The following is a 13,838-nucleotide window of genomic DNA, read 5'->3' on the forward strand; positions in this document are numbered from 1 at the left end:
CCGCGAAGCCAGTACAGCATCAGATGATAGAGGTGCCAATAGTTTGGGTATTGTGAGCTTCGCGGCTGACGCCGCTCCCACAAAAGAAACAGGCGAACTCAGCCTGCCGGCGTCAGCTGCCGCAGTTCCTTGCGCGCGGCGTCGATCCAGGTGCGCTGTGCCTGCTGGTAGTAGCGCGGCGAAGTCTCGGCACGGTCGATGATGTTCTGCAGTTGTTTGGCCGCATCGTCGTCGCGCCCGGCGCGCTTGAGCAGCAAGGCATAGCGCAGCCGCGCTTCCTCGCCCGGGTAGCCGCCGATCATGGCTTCGTACTCGTGCAGGGCGGCAGGGATGTCAGCGCTGTCTTCCACCGTGCGCGCATACAGCAGGTGGCCGTCATGCGAGCGGAAGTTGGGGTTGGCCGCGATCAGCGCTTCCAGCGTTTCGCGCGCCTTTGCTGGCTGCTGCAGGCCGTACTGGGCCTTGGCCAGGCCCAGCATCAGGTCCGGATCTTCGCGGTGCAGACCGCGCAGCGCACCCTCGTACAGCGCTGCTGCTTCGGTGTACTCGCCACGGTCCAGGTGTTCCTGGGCCAGACGCCTGCGGTTGTCGGCCGTATCGGAAGCACGCAGGCGCTGGTCGGCCTGACGCTTGGAGCGCTGCGGATCGAGCTGGTCGCGGACCTGGCGCAGGCCGCGGCGCGCGGTCGGGTTGTTGCGCAGCCCGGGCAGTACTTCGGCGATCACGTAGATCAGCACCGCCAGGTACGAGAAGAACAGCAGGATGAAGATCCAGTACAGCGGCCGCCCGCTGCGCACGACGTGCACGCAGCAGGCGACCTGCAGGATCAACGAAAGCAGAATGATCGGACTCATCCGTGTGTCCTTGGCTGTACTGGCTTGATTACGCCGCCTCGTAGACGCCGTAACTGCGCAGGCGCTTGTAGCGACGTTCCAGCAGCTCTTCGACCGACAGCTTGTCCAGCGCGTCCAGCTCATTGAGCAGCACGGCTTTCAGGCGCTTGCCCATCTGGGTCGGGTTGCGGTGTGCGCCGCCGATCGGCTCGCGGACCATCTTGTCGATCAGGCCCAGGCTCTTCAGGCGCGGGGCGGTCATGCCCAACTGCTCGGCGGCGTCCTTGGCCTTGCCGGCGTCCTTCCACAGGATCGAGGCGCAGCCTTCCGGGGTAATGGTCGAATAGACGCTGTACTCCAGCATCAGGGTGCGGTCGCCCACGCCCAGCGCCAAAGCGCCGCCGGAGCCGCCTTCACCGATCACGGTGCAGATCACCGGTACCTTCAGCTCAGCCATTTCCATCAGGTTGCGGGCGATGGCTTCGGACTGGCCGCGCTCTTCGGCGTCGATGCCCGGCCAAGCGCCAGCGGTGTCGATCAGGGTCAGCACCGGCAGGCCGAAGCGCTCGGCCATCTTCATCAGGCGCAGCGCCTTGCGGTAACCCTCGGGCTTGGGCATGCCGAAGTTGCGCTTGATCTTTTCCTTGGTGTCACGGCCTTTCTGGTGGCCGATCAGCATCACCGAGCGGCCGCCGATACGGGCCAGGCCGCCAACAATGGCCTTGTCGTCGGCAAAGGCGCGGTCGCCTGCCAGTTCCTGGAACTCGTCGCAGAAGATGCGGATGTAGTCCAAGGGGTAGGGGCGTGACGGGTGGCGGGCCACCTGCAGCACCTGCCACGAGGACAGGTTGCGGAAGATCTGGGCAGTACGCAGGCGCAGCTTGTCTTCAAGCGCCTTGACCTCAGCATCGACATTGACCGCCGGGCCAGCGCTGGCATTGCGCAGGTCCTTGATCTTGGATTCCAGATCGGCGATGGGTTGCTCGAAATCGAGGTAGTTCGGATTCATCGGAAACCGTCAGCAATGAAAGGGGGGAAGTGTAGCCGAACGCGCCGTATCAACCCGTACGCGTCCGTCCGGACAATCAATTGGCCCAGGGCGGGCTGTATTTGACCTTGACCCGGCGTACGGCCGGATCCTCACGCAGGGCGTCCAGCAGCTTGGGCGTGACCCGTACCGAGCCACTGCTGCCGAGGTCGAGCATGCCGGCAATGCTGCCGGGCTTGCCGTTGAGCAGCAGGTCCAGCCGCAACGGGGTACGGCCAGGGCGGTTGGCGGCCAGCAGGGCGTCGATCCGTTGCCAGATCGGGCCGCCGCGGCCATCCACGCGCATCGACAGGCGCAGCGCGTGGTCGGCGCAGAGCTGTTCGTAGTCCCAGCACTGGCGCAGGCGCAGGGCATAGCCGCCGTTGAACTCATCCTCGCGCAGGCCGCCCTTGACTACCAGGATACGGTCCTTGGTCATCAGGTGGCCGAACTCGGCCAGGCCATCGGAGAACGCGCTGCATTCGACCCGGCCCTTGCCGTCTTCCAGTGTCACGAAGACCTGACTGTCACCCTTGCGGCGCACGCCAATGACCATGCCGGCCAGGATCACCGGGGATTCCTGACGCCAGGCGCGCTTCTCGCCGTCCTTGGAGGGGAAGGCGGGGGCGATCAGTTTGTCCAGGCCGCCAAGGTCGGTGCCGACCAGCTCCTTGACGTCATCGGCATACGGATCGAACGGATGACCACTGAGGAAGAAGCCCAGCGTTTCGCGTTCGCCGTTGAGCAGCTGCGCCAGCGGCCATTCCTTGCTCTCGGGCAGGTCGAGCTGGCTGGCGGTGCTGACCGGGTCCGGCGCGCCGAATAGGGAGTTCTGCCCGGAGGCCTTCTCGCGCGCCATCTGCTCGGTGGCCTTGATCACCTCCGGCAGCTGCAGCGCCAGCGTCGCGCGGTTCTTGCCGATGCCGTCGAAGGCACCGCAGTTGATCATTGCTTCCAGCGTGCGGCGGTTGAGCTTGCCCGATTCCACGCGCACGCAGAAATCCAGCAGCGAGACATATTCGCCGCCGCGTTCGCGTTGTTCGACTACCGCTTCGCACGCACCTTGGCCGACGCCCTTGATCGCACCCAGTCCGTAACGGATGGTGTCGGCGTTGGCCGCCTCGAACATATAGGCCGAGTCGTTGACGCGCGGCGGCAGCACGGTCAGGCCAAGGTTCTTCACCTCAGCCAGGAATCCGACCACCTTGTCGGTGTTGTCCATGTCCGAGGACAGCGTCGCGGCCATGAATTCGGCCGGGTAGTGACGCTTGAGCCAGGCGGTCTGGTAGCTGACCAATGCGTATGCGGCAGCATGCGACTTGTTGAAACCGTAGCCGGCGAACTTCTCCATCAAGTCGAAGATTTCGTCGGCCTTGGGGCCATCGACGCCACCGGCAGCCGCACCTTCGCGGAAGATTTCGCGGTGCTTGGCCATTTCCGCCGGCACCTTCTTGCCCATTGCACGACGCAATAGATCGGCGCCACCCAGCGAGTAATTGCCGACGATCTGCGCCATCTGCATCACCTGCTCCTGATACACCATGATGCCGTAGGTGTCTTTCAGGATGGCTTCGGTGCGCGGATCGGGATAGATGATTTCTTCCTGGCCGTGCTTACGCGCGTTGAAGGAAGGAATCAGGTCCATCGGGCCCGGGCGGTACAGCGATACCAGGGCGATCAGGTCTTCGAAACGGTCGGGGCGCGCGTCCTTCAGCAGGCGGCGCATGCCCGAGGATTCGAACTGGAACACCGCACCGGTATTGCCGTTGGCGAAGATGTCCTTGTAGGTCGGCGCATCATCCAGCGGGATGTAGGCGATATCGATCGGTGGAATACCGGCGCGCTCATGGCGTCGGTTGATCGCTTTCACCGCCCAATCAATGATGGTCAGCGTGCGCAGGCCGAGGAAGTCGAACTTCACCAGGCCGACTTCTTCAACGTCGTTCTTGTCGAACTGGGTGACCGGGTTCTTGCCGATGCCGCCATCGTCATGTTCGGCGTACAGCGGGCAGAACTCGCTCAGCGGTTCCGGCCCGATCACCACGCCACCGGCGTGCTTGCCGGCATTGCGGGTCAGGTCTTCCAGCTGCAGGGCCAGGTCGATCAGGTCGCGGACGTCGTCTTCGGACTCGTAGCGCTGGATCAGCTCGGCCGAGGCCATCTCCGAATTCGCGCCTTCCTTGCCCTTGCCCAGCGCATCCTTCAGGTGGATGCCGAGGATGTTGGGAATCAGCTTGGAAACGCCGTCGACCAGACCGTAGGGGAAGCCGAGCACACGGCCGGTATCACGCACCACCGCCTTGGCCGCCATGGTGCCGTAGGTGATGATCTGACTGACGCGCTCGCGGCCATATTTGCGTGCGACGTAGTCGATCACCTCGTCGCGGCGATCCATGCAGAAGTCGATGTCGAAGTCGGGCATCGACACGCGTTCCGGGTTCAGGAAGCGCTCGAACAGCAGGTTGTAGGGCAGCGGATCCAGATCGGTGATCTTCAGCGCCCAGGCCACCAGCGAACCGGCACCGGAACCACGGCCCGGACCAATCGGAATACCCTGGTTCTTACCCCACTGGATGAAGTCGGCCACGATCAGGAAGTAGCCGGGGAAGCCCATCTTGATGATGGTATTGAGCTCGAACTCCAGCCGCGCGTCGTAGTCCTCGCGGGTCATGCCGGCGGCAATTGGATGCACCTGCAGGCGTTCTTCCAGGCCGTCGCGCGAGATCTTCTGGATCCAGCTGTCCAGGGTCTGGTCGTCCGGCACCGGGTAGTTGGGCAGGAAGTAGGTGCCCAGACGCATCTCGACGTTGCAGCGTTCGGCCAATGCCAGGGTGTTGTCGATCGCGTCGGGGATGTCGGCGAACAGCTCGCACATTTCCTCCGGCGTCTTCAGGTACTGCTCGCGGCTGTACTCGCGCGGACGCTTGGGGTCGTCCAGCACGCGACCGGTGGAAATGCAGACGCGCGCTTCGTGTGCATCGAAATCATTGGGCGACAGGAAGCGCACATCGTTGCTCGCCACCACCGGCAGGCCACGCTGGCCGGCGGCCATCAGCGCGAACTGGTTGAAGGGCTCCTCGCCATCGCGACCGGTGCGGGTCAGCTCCAGGTGCAGGCCATCGCCGAACACGCGCTGCCAGTCGGCGAGTTGCTGCTCGGCCAGATCATGGCGGCCTTCGCTGGCCAGGCGGCCGGCCAGGCTATGGCGGCCGGCCAGCGCAAACAGGTTCTTGCAGCCGTCCTTCAGCCACTGCGGATGCACGGCGACGCCGCCTTCGTTGCGATGGCCTTCCATCCACGCACGGGTCAGCAGGCGCGACAGGCTCAGGTAGCCCTCGCGGTCGCGGCACAGCAAGGTCATGCGCCAGGGGTCCTGGCCGTCCTCGGTGATCAGCAGATCGGCGCCGGCGATGGGCTTGACGCCGACGCCTTCGGCGGCCTTGTAGAACTTCACCAGCGCGAACATGTTGTTCAGGTCGGTGACCGCCAGTGCCGGCGCTTTCATCTCGACCGAGCGACTGAGCAGGTTGGCTTGCTTGGCCTTCTTCGGATCAGCCTGATCCGGTTTGGCGGGCACGCGGATGGTGGAATCCACCATCGAGAATTCGGTGTGGACGTGGAGATGGACGAAACGGGAAGAAGTAGACATGCGGGGCCAGAGTTATGCCGATGCAGGGTAGCGACGGGGGCGGGGTGGGGCAAGGCTTGACATGCCTTGCCGCGCCCGCCGGCCCGGGCGTCCGGCCCGTGCACGCACAGTAGCAGGGCGGCGGCGCAGCGGGCGGCAATGCCGCCAGCGCCCTGCCCACGTGGCCCCAGCATGCGCAGCGTGGTGGTGGCTGGGGCCCGGTTATAGCCGCTGTCAGTGGACGCGGAAGTAGGTAAACGATTCAGGTGCGTAGCTGCCTTCACGCACCCTGCGCTGGTGCTCGTGCAGGCGCGCTTCGATCTCACGCAGTTCCAGCCAGCTGCTGCGGTTGAAGGCGATTTCCCTGTCGTCCCTGCCTTGGCGGCCGGCCTCGACGTGGCGCAGGCGCTGGTAGTCCACGAAGTTGGCGACTTCAGCGGCCAGCTTCGGCCAAGCGGTGTCGATCACGATCGCCAGATCCAGGTGGCCGACACCCGGGACGGTGTCCGGGATCAGCTGCCGGCTGGCGTGCAGGTAGGCAACCACCAGCTTCAGCTCGCGGGTGACATCGGCGCTGGGCTCCCAGTCGCGGTCCTGCAGCAACTGCTCCAGCAACTGGGCGTGTTGCATCCGCTGTTGGATGCAGGGTGAGGGGGTGCCGTCTGTAGCCAGGTCGTTCAGGTTGCGGGCGGCGGTGGCCAGCTGATCTGTCTGCAGCGGTGGCTGGGCGCGACCCAGCAGTGCCAGGAAGCCGTTGAAGTACTCGACTTCACGCGGAACCAACAGATAGTCGCTGACGTGGTTGCGGCGCTGCGGGATGTCGGGCGGGAAACGGTCCAACACCTGCGGCAGGGGAAGGCGGGGGTCGGGGATGGCGTACATGGTGCTGCTCCTGCGGGGAAGGGGTGCGTCCGTGAAGGCGGGGACACAGCGCCAGCATCCGCTTGGGCGTAGCATTGGTCATGATGGCAGGCGGAGCCTTCAGACAGTCATTGCGCTGGTTTCTGAGGTTTTCATGAGGGTTTGCCCATGGGTGCGGTTGAAGACCCAGGTGACACTGGCCCGTTGCTGCATCGCTACCGTTTTGACGGCATCGTGGTGGACACGGTGGCGCATACGCTCAGCCGCGACGGCCAGTTCCAATCGCTGGAGCCCAAGGCATTTGCAGTGCTGTTGCTGCTGCTGCGGCACGCAGATGAATTGCTGGTGCGCGACCAGTTGCTCGATGCTGTCTGGGGCCATCGGCATGTGACGCCGGGCGTGCTGACCCGCGCCATTGCCCAGTTGCGCTCTGCGCTGGATGACCATTCACATGAGCCGCGCTACATCCAGACCCAGCACGGCTTGGGGTATCGCTTCATTGGCAAGCTGTTGCCGCCGGAAGCACCTGCGCTGGAGACCGGGGCGGTGCCAGCGGTCGCCGAGTCAGCATTGGTGGAGCCACCGATTGCTGTCGTCGAGCCCGTCGATGATGTCACGGCTGAACCCGGTTCAGCGGTGCAGCCGCTGCCGCCCTTGCGAGCGCGATTCTCCCAGTGGGGGCGGGCAGCGCCGAGGGTGGCATTGCCTGGATGGCTGCGTTCGCAGCCCTTGTTGATTGGCAGCGGCGTATTGCTCCTGCTGCTGTTGGCTGCAGGCGTGTGGTGGTGGAGCAGAGGTCCGGTTGCGACGGCAGCATCGATTGCAGTGATGCCATTCAGCAGCCTCAGCGACGATGCGTCCGACCGCTACTTTGCCGATGGCCTGGCAGTGGAGATGCACGACGCCTTGACCAATGTGCCCGGTTTGAAAGTGGCTGCCAGGCAGTTGACCACGGCGCGTGGGGGCGATGCGGAAGGCGACGATGTACGCCGGATCGGGCGCCGCCTGGGTGTGGCGACGCTGCTGGATGCAAGCGTGCGCCGTGAGGGCGGTCGGGTAAGGATCAGTGCACGGCTGTCTGATACCGCCACCGGCTTTACCCTGTGGGCGGAGACCTATGATCGCGAGATCAACGACGTATTCGCACTGCAGGGAGAGATAGCGAACAGTGTGGTGCACGCCTTGCTCGGGCACCTGCCCGGGAAGACAGCCGGTGTCGCGCAGCGGCTTACGCCGACCAAGGATGTGAATGCCTACGACGCCTACCTGCGCGGATTGGCGCTGCTGCAACGGCCGATAGGCGAAGCTGGCAACGATCGGGCAATGGCGGCCTTCGCCCAGGCCTTGAGCATCGATCCGCATTTCGCGCGGGCGCAGGCCGGGATCTGCCGGGCCCAGATCGCGCGGCTGGAGGGCGTCAGCGATGCGGAGGCGTTCGCGCGTGCACGCGAGGCCTGCGCGCGGGCGCAGGCAATGGACCCGGGCCTGCGCGAGGTCAGTCTGGCAATGGCCGAGATTGCCCGGGTCAGTGGCCAGAACCAGCAGGCGCTGGTGCTGTACCAGCAGGTCATGGACGATCCGGCGCTGCGTGCCGATGGTCTGGTCGGGCTGGCACGGACCTATGCTGCACTCGGGCAGGAGGCGAAGGCGTTACAGGCATTCCAGCAGGCAATCGTGGCCCGCCCCAGTGATGCGCAGATCTATCGATTGCTGGGCTATCACCATTGGCTGCGCGGCGAAGTGCCCAAGGCGATCGAAGCGTTTGTCACCGCCACCGTACTGCAGCCAGAAGACAGCCGTTTATGGGGCAGTCTGGGTGGTTTGTATCTTGCCCAGGGCGATACCGTGCAGGCCGGGCATGCGTTCAACATGTCCTTGTCGATCGAGCCCAATGCCGGTGCACTGACCAATCTGGGTACGATGAAATTCGATCACGGCGAGTATGCATTGGCTGCGGAACTGTTCCAGCAGGCAACCGTGCTGGAGCCGGAGGATTATCTGCACTGGGGCAATCTGGCAGATGCCTTGGCCGCTGCCCCGGCCACCGCAGCGCAGGCGCAGGCCCCGTATCTGCGGGCAGCGCATCTGGCGCAGCAGTATGTGGACGTGCGCCGTGATGACGCCTATGCCTTGGCTTTGCTGTCCTGGTACCGGGCAAATCTGGGTGAACGCGCGCGTGCACTTGCGGACCTGCAGGCGGCGCGCGCGCTGGGCACGCAGGCGGCAGAGGTCGCGCTGTGGTGTGCGCAGACATTGACGCTGCTGGGCGATAAGCCGGGCGCGCATAGCTGCATTGAAAGCGCGTTGAAACAAGGCATACCGCAGCAGCGCATCGACGCCTTGCTGTCACTGCAGCGCTATGCGCTCGTCGGTAGTGGTGTGCGCCGCGATTGAACACGATTTCTGTCCGTGGCGGCGGACCCCATCGAGGAGTGCTCGTCATGAACTACAGCGTGTGGATGTTTGTTGGGCTTGCCGCCGGTGTCGCTGTCTGTGCCTCGCAGCCGCTTCCGGCGCCAAATGATCCTGTGCAATGCACGAATACCTTGCCAGTGCGCATCGTCAAAATGGTGTATGTGGATGTGACGGTGGGGCCAAGTGGACCGATCGTCAGCCCTGAGGAATGCGTCGTGCGCAGCGGAACCATCGTGCTGTGGCGCACGGCGGAGAACGTGCTGGATCCGTTCGAGTTGGCGTTTGCCGAGTCGCCGGTTGACGCAACGACTCAGCGCGTGCCGACGAGTGGCGCGGCAAAGGACTTCCGCTCCCAGCGCATGGGGCGGCGACAGGGCGTGGAGATCGTTGCCAAAGAAGTGACCGCCGAGCGCGATATCAAGTACGACGTGCGTATCGGCGCAAGCCATATCGATCCCGGGATCAAGATCATGCCGCGCTGACGGGCGTGGCGGCTGACTCAGGATGCGCGCAGGCTTGCACGCACCGGGGCGAAGCTGCGCCGGTGCTGCGGGCAGGGGCCGTGTGTGCGCAGCGCGGCCATATGCAATGGCGTGCCATAGCCTTTGTGCTGGTCGAAGCCGTACTCGGGATGCTGTTGGTGCAGCTCCAGCATGAAGCGGTCGCGGCTGACCTTGGCCAGGATCGAGGCGGCCATGATGCTGCGGTCGATGGCATCGCCGCCAACCAGTGCTTCGGCCGGGCAGGGCAGGCCCTTGGGAATCTTGTTGCCATCGATGCGGGCGAACTGGGCCACATGCGCCACGCCTTCCACCGCCAAGCGCATGCCCTGCATGGTGGCCTGGAAGATGTTGAGGCTGTCGATCTCGGTCACGTCGACCATGACGATCTTGTAGGCCAGAGCGCGCTCGATGATGCGCTCGTAGAGCTGGTCGCGGCGCAGTGCGGTCAATGCCTTGGAGTCGTCCAGGCCGTTGATGCGCGGGCGTTCGGGATCGAAGACAACCGCCGCCACTGCGACCGGGCCGGCCAGCGGGCCGCGCCCGGCCTCGTCGACACCAGCGACCAGGCGCGGAGCCTGCTGTGCAAGCAAAGCAGCGTCGTCAAACAAGGACAGCGAGACATCCGCAGCCTTGGGGCTACGTCTTGCAGTCACGGCTGACCTTGCTTGCGCGGTGTCTGCAGCAGCCCGGCGACAGCGTCGGCGGCGCGTGCCGAGGCGTCCTGCCGCAGTTGCTGGTGCAGCTGCTGGTAGTCGTCCTGCAGACCGCTGACGCAATCGGGATGTTCGAACCAGTTGCGTACTGCAGCGGCCAGATTGTCTGGCGTGCATTCGTGCTGGATCAGCTCCGGCGCCAGGTCCTTGCCGGCCAATACGTTGGGCAGGGCAAAGCGATTGACCTTGATCAGGCCCAGCGCCTTGACGATGCGATAGGTGAGTTCGGCCACGCGGTAGCCCACCACCATCGGTCGTTTGACCAGCATGGTTTCCAGTGTGGCAGTGCCGGAGGCCAGCATCACCACGTCGGCGGCGATCATGGCTTCGCGTGCCTTGCCATCGAGCAGGTGCAGGCGCGCGCTGGGTAGCGCCGCGCTGCGGATCTGCTCGGTAATCATCGCCTTGCACTTGGCGTTGGCCGCCGGCACGACGATATGCAGGCCGCGGTCCTGCTCGCACAGCTGCCAGGCGGCGGCGAAGAACGGCGGGCCGAGCCGGCTCACTTCGCCCAGACGGCTGCCGGGCAGTACCGCGAGCAGCTTTGCCTGCCCGGGAATGCCCAGTGCTTGCCGCGCTGCCGTGCGATCAGTGTGCAACGGGATCTCATCAGCCATCGGATGGCCGACGAAGCGCGCGTCAATGCCGTGGCGGGCATAGATCGGCGGTTCCATCGGGAACAGACACAGCACCAGGTCGGCGCTGGCGCCGATTTTCTGGGCACGCTTCTCGCGCCAGGCCCAGACCGAGGGGCTGACGTAATGCACGGTGCGCAGGCCACGCTGCTTGAGCCACTTTTCCACGCCCAGATTGAAATCCGGTGCGTCGATGCCGATGAATACATCCGGTTGCCAGTCGAGCACACGCTGGCGGAATTCCTTGCGCAGCTTCAGCAGGCGCGGCAGGTGGCGCAGGATCTCAGCCAGCCCCATCAGTGCCAGCTCGCTGGCGTCAAACCAGGTCTCGCAGCCGGCGTGGCGCATCGCATCGCCGCCGATGCCGGCAAATTCGGCATCGGGGTAACGTGTACGCAGGGCATTGATCAGGCCGGCGCCGAGCAGGTCGCCCGACGCCTCGCCGGCAACCAGCGCGATGCGCGGCTTGCGGCCCAGCACCAATCGGGAGTCCTGGATTACAGCGCTCATCGTTGCAGCGGACGCTCGCCGTGCTCGATGAAGTCCAGCATCTGCTTGACGTCATCGCTGCTGCGCGCCTGCTCGGCCAGCGCCAGCTTGGCTTCGGCCAACGGCACGCCAGCCACGTAGATGGTGCGGTAGGCACGCTTGATCGCGCTGATGCGCTCGGCGTCGAAGCCACGACGCTTCAGGCCTTCGCTGTTGATGCCGCGTGGACGGCCATGGCCGTCGATACCGACCATGGTGAACGGCGGGATATCGCCGGTGACCAGTGCACCCATGCCGAGGAAGGCATGGTCGCCGATGCGGCAGAACTGATGCGCACCGGCAAAGCCGCTGATGATCACCCAGTTGCCGACCGAAACGTGGCCGGCCAGCGTGGTGTTGTTGGAGAACACGCAGTGGTCGGCAACGTGGCAGTCATGGGCGACATGCACGTAGGCCAGCATCCAGTTGTCGTTGCCGATGGTGGTCACGCCACCGCCGCCGGCAGTGCCGCGGCTGAGGGTGACGAACTCGCGGAACACATTGCGGTCGCCGATCACCAGTTCGGTGCGTTCGCCGGCGAACTTCTTGTCCTGCGGCTCACCGCCAACGGCGACATGGCCGATGAAACGGTTGTCACGACCGATCCGGGTGGGGCCATGGATGCTGCAATGCGGCCCCACTTCGGTGCCGTCGCCGATCTCGACGTCGGCGCCGATCAGGGTGAATGCACCCACGCGCACGCCTTGGCCAAGCTTGGCCGAAGGATCGATGACCGCGGTCGGGTGAATCAGGGGGGCGCTATCGCTCATCGTATGCTCCAGGCAGGTTATTCGCGGGTGCCGGCGCACAGCACTTCGGCGTGTGCGACCACTTCACCATCCACCTTGGCTTCGCCGTAGTAGACCGCCATGTTGCGGATCATGCGCTTGACCTGCACATGCAGTTCCAGCACGTCGCCCGGCACCACCTGCTTCATGAAGCGCACGTTGTCGACCTTGACCAGATAGAACAGCTTGGACTGCGCGTCGCGGCCCAGGCTGAGCTGGGTCAGTACACCACCGGCCTGGGCCAGTGCTTCGATGATCAACACGCCGGGCATGATCGGCTGGCCCGGGAAGTGACCCTGGAAGTAGGGCTCGTTGATGGTGACATTCTTGTGCGCGACGATGCGCTTGGCGTCCACATCCAGCTCGACCACCTTGTCGACCAGCAGGAACGGGTAGCGGTGCGGGATCAACGTCTGGATGGTGTTGACGTCGATGGGCATCTGCAGTGGTGCGTTCATTCTTTCTCCTTGCTCACAGCCAGGATGCGCCGTGCCAGCGAATCGAGCTGCTTGAAGCGCGCGGCGTTTTTGCGCCACGTGCGGTTGTCGGTCAAAGGGGTACCTGACGAGTATTCGCCCGGTTCGGTAATCGAGTTGCGTACCACCGACTTGCCGGTGATGACGACGTGGTCGCAGATTTCCAGGTGGCCAACGACGCCGACGGCGCCGCCGAGCAGGCAGTAGCGGCCGATCTTGGCGCTGCCGGCAATGCCGGTGGAACCCGCGATGGCGCTGTGCGCGCCGATCTGTACGTTGTGGGCGATCTGCACCAGGTTGTCCACGCGTACGTCTTCGTCCAGCGTGGTGTCTTCCAGTGCGCCGCGGTCGATGCAGGTATTGGCACCGATCTCGCAATCGTCGCCGATGCGCACGCCGCCAAGTTGCGGCACCTTGATCCAGTGGCCGTTGTCCATCGCCAGGCCGAAGCCTTCGGCGCCGAGCACGGCGCCCGGATGGATGCGCACACGCTTGCCCAGCTTGACCCGGGCAACCAGGGTGACGCGGGCCAGCAGTTCGGTGCCGGCTTCAACCACGCAGTCGTCGCCGATGATGCTGCCGACGCCGATGATGCAGCTCTCGCCGATCACGCTGCGCGCGCCGATGCAGACGTGCGGGCCGATGTGGGCGCTGGCCGCCACCGTTGCGCTGGGGTCAATGACCGCGCTGGGGTGGATGCCGGGCTCGCGCACCGGCACTGTCTCGAACAGTGCGCCGATCTTGGCGAAGGTGGTGTAGGGATCCTTGGCGATCAAAGCGGTACCCGGCGCCGCTTCCGCGTCGTCGGCACGCAGCAGCACGATGGACGCCTTGCTGTCGGCCAATTGGGCCCGGTAGCGCGGGTTGGCCAGGAAGGTCAGCTGCCCGGGGCCGGCATGGGCCAAGGTGGCAACACCATGGATGGCAACCGACGGGTCACCGTGCACCTGCAGGCCGAAACGGTCGGCAAGTTCCTGAGCGGTATAGGTAGGAGTATTCACGCAGCAAGTTTACCGTGTGCGCCGATGGCGGTCATGCGAACGGACGTTATCACCCTTGCAGGGCAAGGGCAGCGGGGTGGGCGGGTCGCCCGAAAGTGCAGATGTTCCGAGGGAGCGGCGCGGCTTTGACGGGACGGTCCCGTTGCACGGAGCGCATGTGAGTGCCCCGTAAAAGCAAACCCCGGGAGTGAATCGCGTCCGGGGCCGGTTGATGCGGTAATTCTGGTGGAGAGCCCCCTTTGATAAAGGGGCGCGCCGACAGGCGCGGGGAATGGGTGAACCGGAGCGCGCCCGACTGTCATGCCGGTGGCCTGACAGTCGGTACCCCGGGCGTGCCCCCGGGGCCGCGGGGCAGTTCGTGAGCACTGGCCACCCAAGGGGAACTGCAGACGCGCAATATCGGCGCCGTGTTGCGTGTTGAGCGGGGTGG

General features: G+C 64.9%; 11 protein-coding genes. 2 read left to right on the forward strand and 9 right to left on the reverse strand.

The genetic code is table 11. The annotated features are described in order from the left end of the window. Positions 1 to 98: 98 nt before the first annotated feature. From ACVOLV_RS20275 to ACVOLV_RS20290, 4 genes are all read right to left on the reverse strand, one after another. The gene (locus ACVOLV_RS20275) at positions 99 to 854 is read right to left on the reverse strand and encodes a tetratricopeptide repeat protein (RefSeq protein WP_481555929.1); all 756 of its coding nucleotides are present in this window, start codon (positions 852 to 854) and stop codon (positions 99 to 101) included. Positions 855 to 882: 28 nt separating this feature from the next. Further along, positions 883 to 1,842 carry an acetyl-CoA carboxylase carboxyltransferase subunit alpha gene (locus tag ACVOLV_RS20280; RefSeq protein ID WP_481555930.1) on the reverse strand — a complete coding sequence of 320 codons (960 nt, stop codon included), beginning with the start codon at positions 1,840 to 1,842 and terminating at the stop codon, positions 883 to 885. A gap of 76 nt (positions 1,843 to 1,918) precedes the next feature. Continuing rightward, positions 1,919 to 5,509, reverse strand: coding sequence for a DNA polymerase III subunit alpha (gene dnaE, locus ACVOLV_RS20285; RefSeq protein ID WP_481555931.1), 3,591 nt, complete (start codon positions 5,507 to 5,509; stop codon positions 1,919 to 1,921). A 213-nt stretch (positions 5,510 to 5,722) separates the two neighbouring features. Beyond that, on the reverse strand, positions 5,723 to 6,370 hold the full coding sequence (locus ACVOLV_RS20290; protein ID WP_481555932.1) for a hypothetical protein: 648 nt from the start codon (positions 6,368 to 6,370) through the stop codon (positions 5,723 to 5,725). Between the two features lie 147 nt (positions 6,371 to 6,517). Here ACVOLV_RS20290 and ACVOLV_RS20295 point away from each other — a divergent pair, with 147 nt between their 5' ends. Together ACVOLV_RS20295 and ACVOLV_RS20300 are read left to right on the forward strand one after the other, a co-directional pair. Continuing rightward, entirely contained in the window at positions 6,518 to 8,743 is a 2,226-nt protein-coding gene (locus ACVOLV_RS20295) for a winged helix-turn-helix domain-containing protein (protein WP_481555933.1), read from the forward strand. Positions 8,744 to 8,790: 47 nt separating this feature from the next. Further along, positions 8,791 to 9,246, forward strand: coding sequence for a hypothetical protein (locus tag ACVOLV_RS20300; RefSeq protein ID WP_481555934.1), 456 nt, complete (start codon positions 8,791 to 8,793; stop codon positions 9,244 to 9,246). Positions 9,247 to 9,263: 17 nt separating this feature from the next. Here ACVOLV_RS20300 and ACVOLV_RS20305 read toward each other — a convergent pair whose 3' ends face one another. From ACVOLV_RS20305 to lpxD, 5 genes are read right to left on the reverse strand one after another with little or no spacing between them, the layout of a single operon-like run. Further along, a complete protein-coding gene (locus ACVOLV_RS20305; RefSeq protein ID WP_481555937.1) occupies positions 9,264 to 9,881 on the reverse strand; it encodes a ribonuclease HII in 618 nt (205 codons plus the stop codon). A 35-nt stretch (positions 9,882 to 9,916) separates the two neighbouring features. Beyond that, a complete protein-coding gene (gene lpxB, locus ACVOLV_RS20310; protein ID WP_481555935.1) occupies positions 9,917 to 11,125 on the reverse strand; it encodes a lipid-A-disaccharide synthase in 1,209 nt (402 codons plus the stop codon). Continuing rightward, complete coding sequence (lpxA, locus tag ACVOLV_RS20315; protein WP_481555936.1) at positions 11,122 to 11,913, reverse strand: acyl-ACP--UDP-N-acetylglucosamine O-acyltransferase; 792 nt, start codon at positions 11,911 to 11,913, stop codon at positions 11,122 to 11,124. Before lpxA ends, lpxB begins: the two co-directional genes overlap by 4 nt. A 17-nt stretch (positions 11,914 to 11,930) precedes the next feature. Next, positions 11,931 to 12,389: a 3-hydroxyacyl-ACP dehydratase FabZ gene (fabZ, locus tag ACVOLV_RS20320; RefSeq protein WP_481530873.1), complete on the reverse strand. Its 459-nt coding sequence runs from the start codon at positions 12,387 to 12,389 to the stop codon at positions 11,931 to 11,933. Further along, positions 12,386 to 13,408 carry a UDP-3-O-(3-hydroxymyristoyl)glucosamine N-acyltransferase gene (gene lpxD / locus ACVOLV_RS20325; RefSeq protein ID WP_481536018.1) on the reverse strand — a complete coding sequence of 341 codons (1,023 nt, stop codon included), beginning with the start codon at positions 13,406 to 13,408 and terminating at the stop codon, positions 12,386 to 12,388. Before lpxD ends, fabZ begins: the two co-directional genes overlap by 4 nt. Positions 13,409 to 13,838 lie beyond the last annotated feature (430 nt).

Source organism: Stenotrophomonas sp. STEN023 (assembly GCF_056760135.1).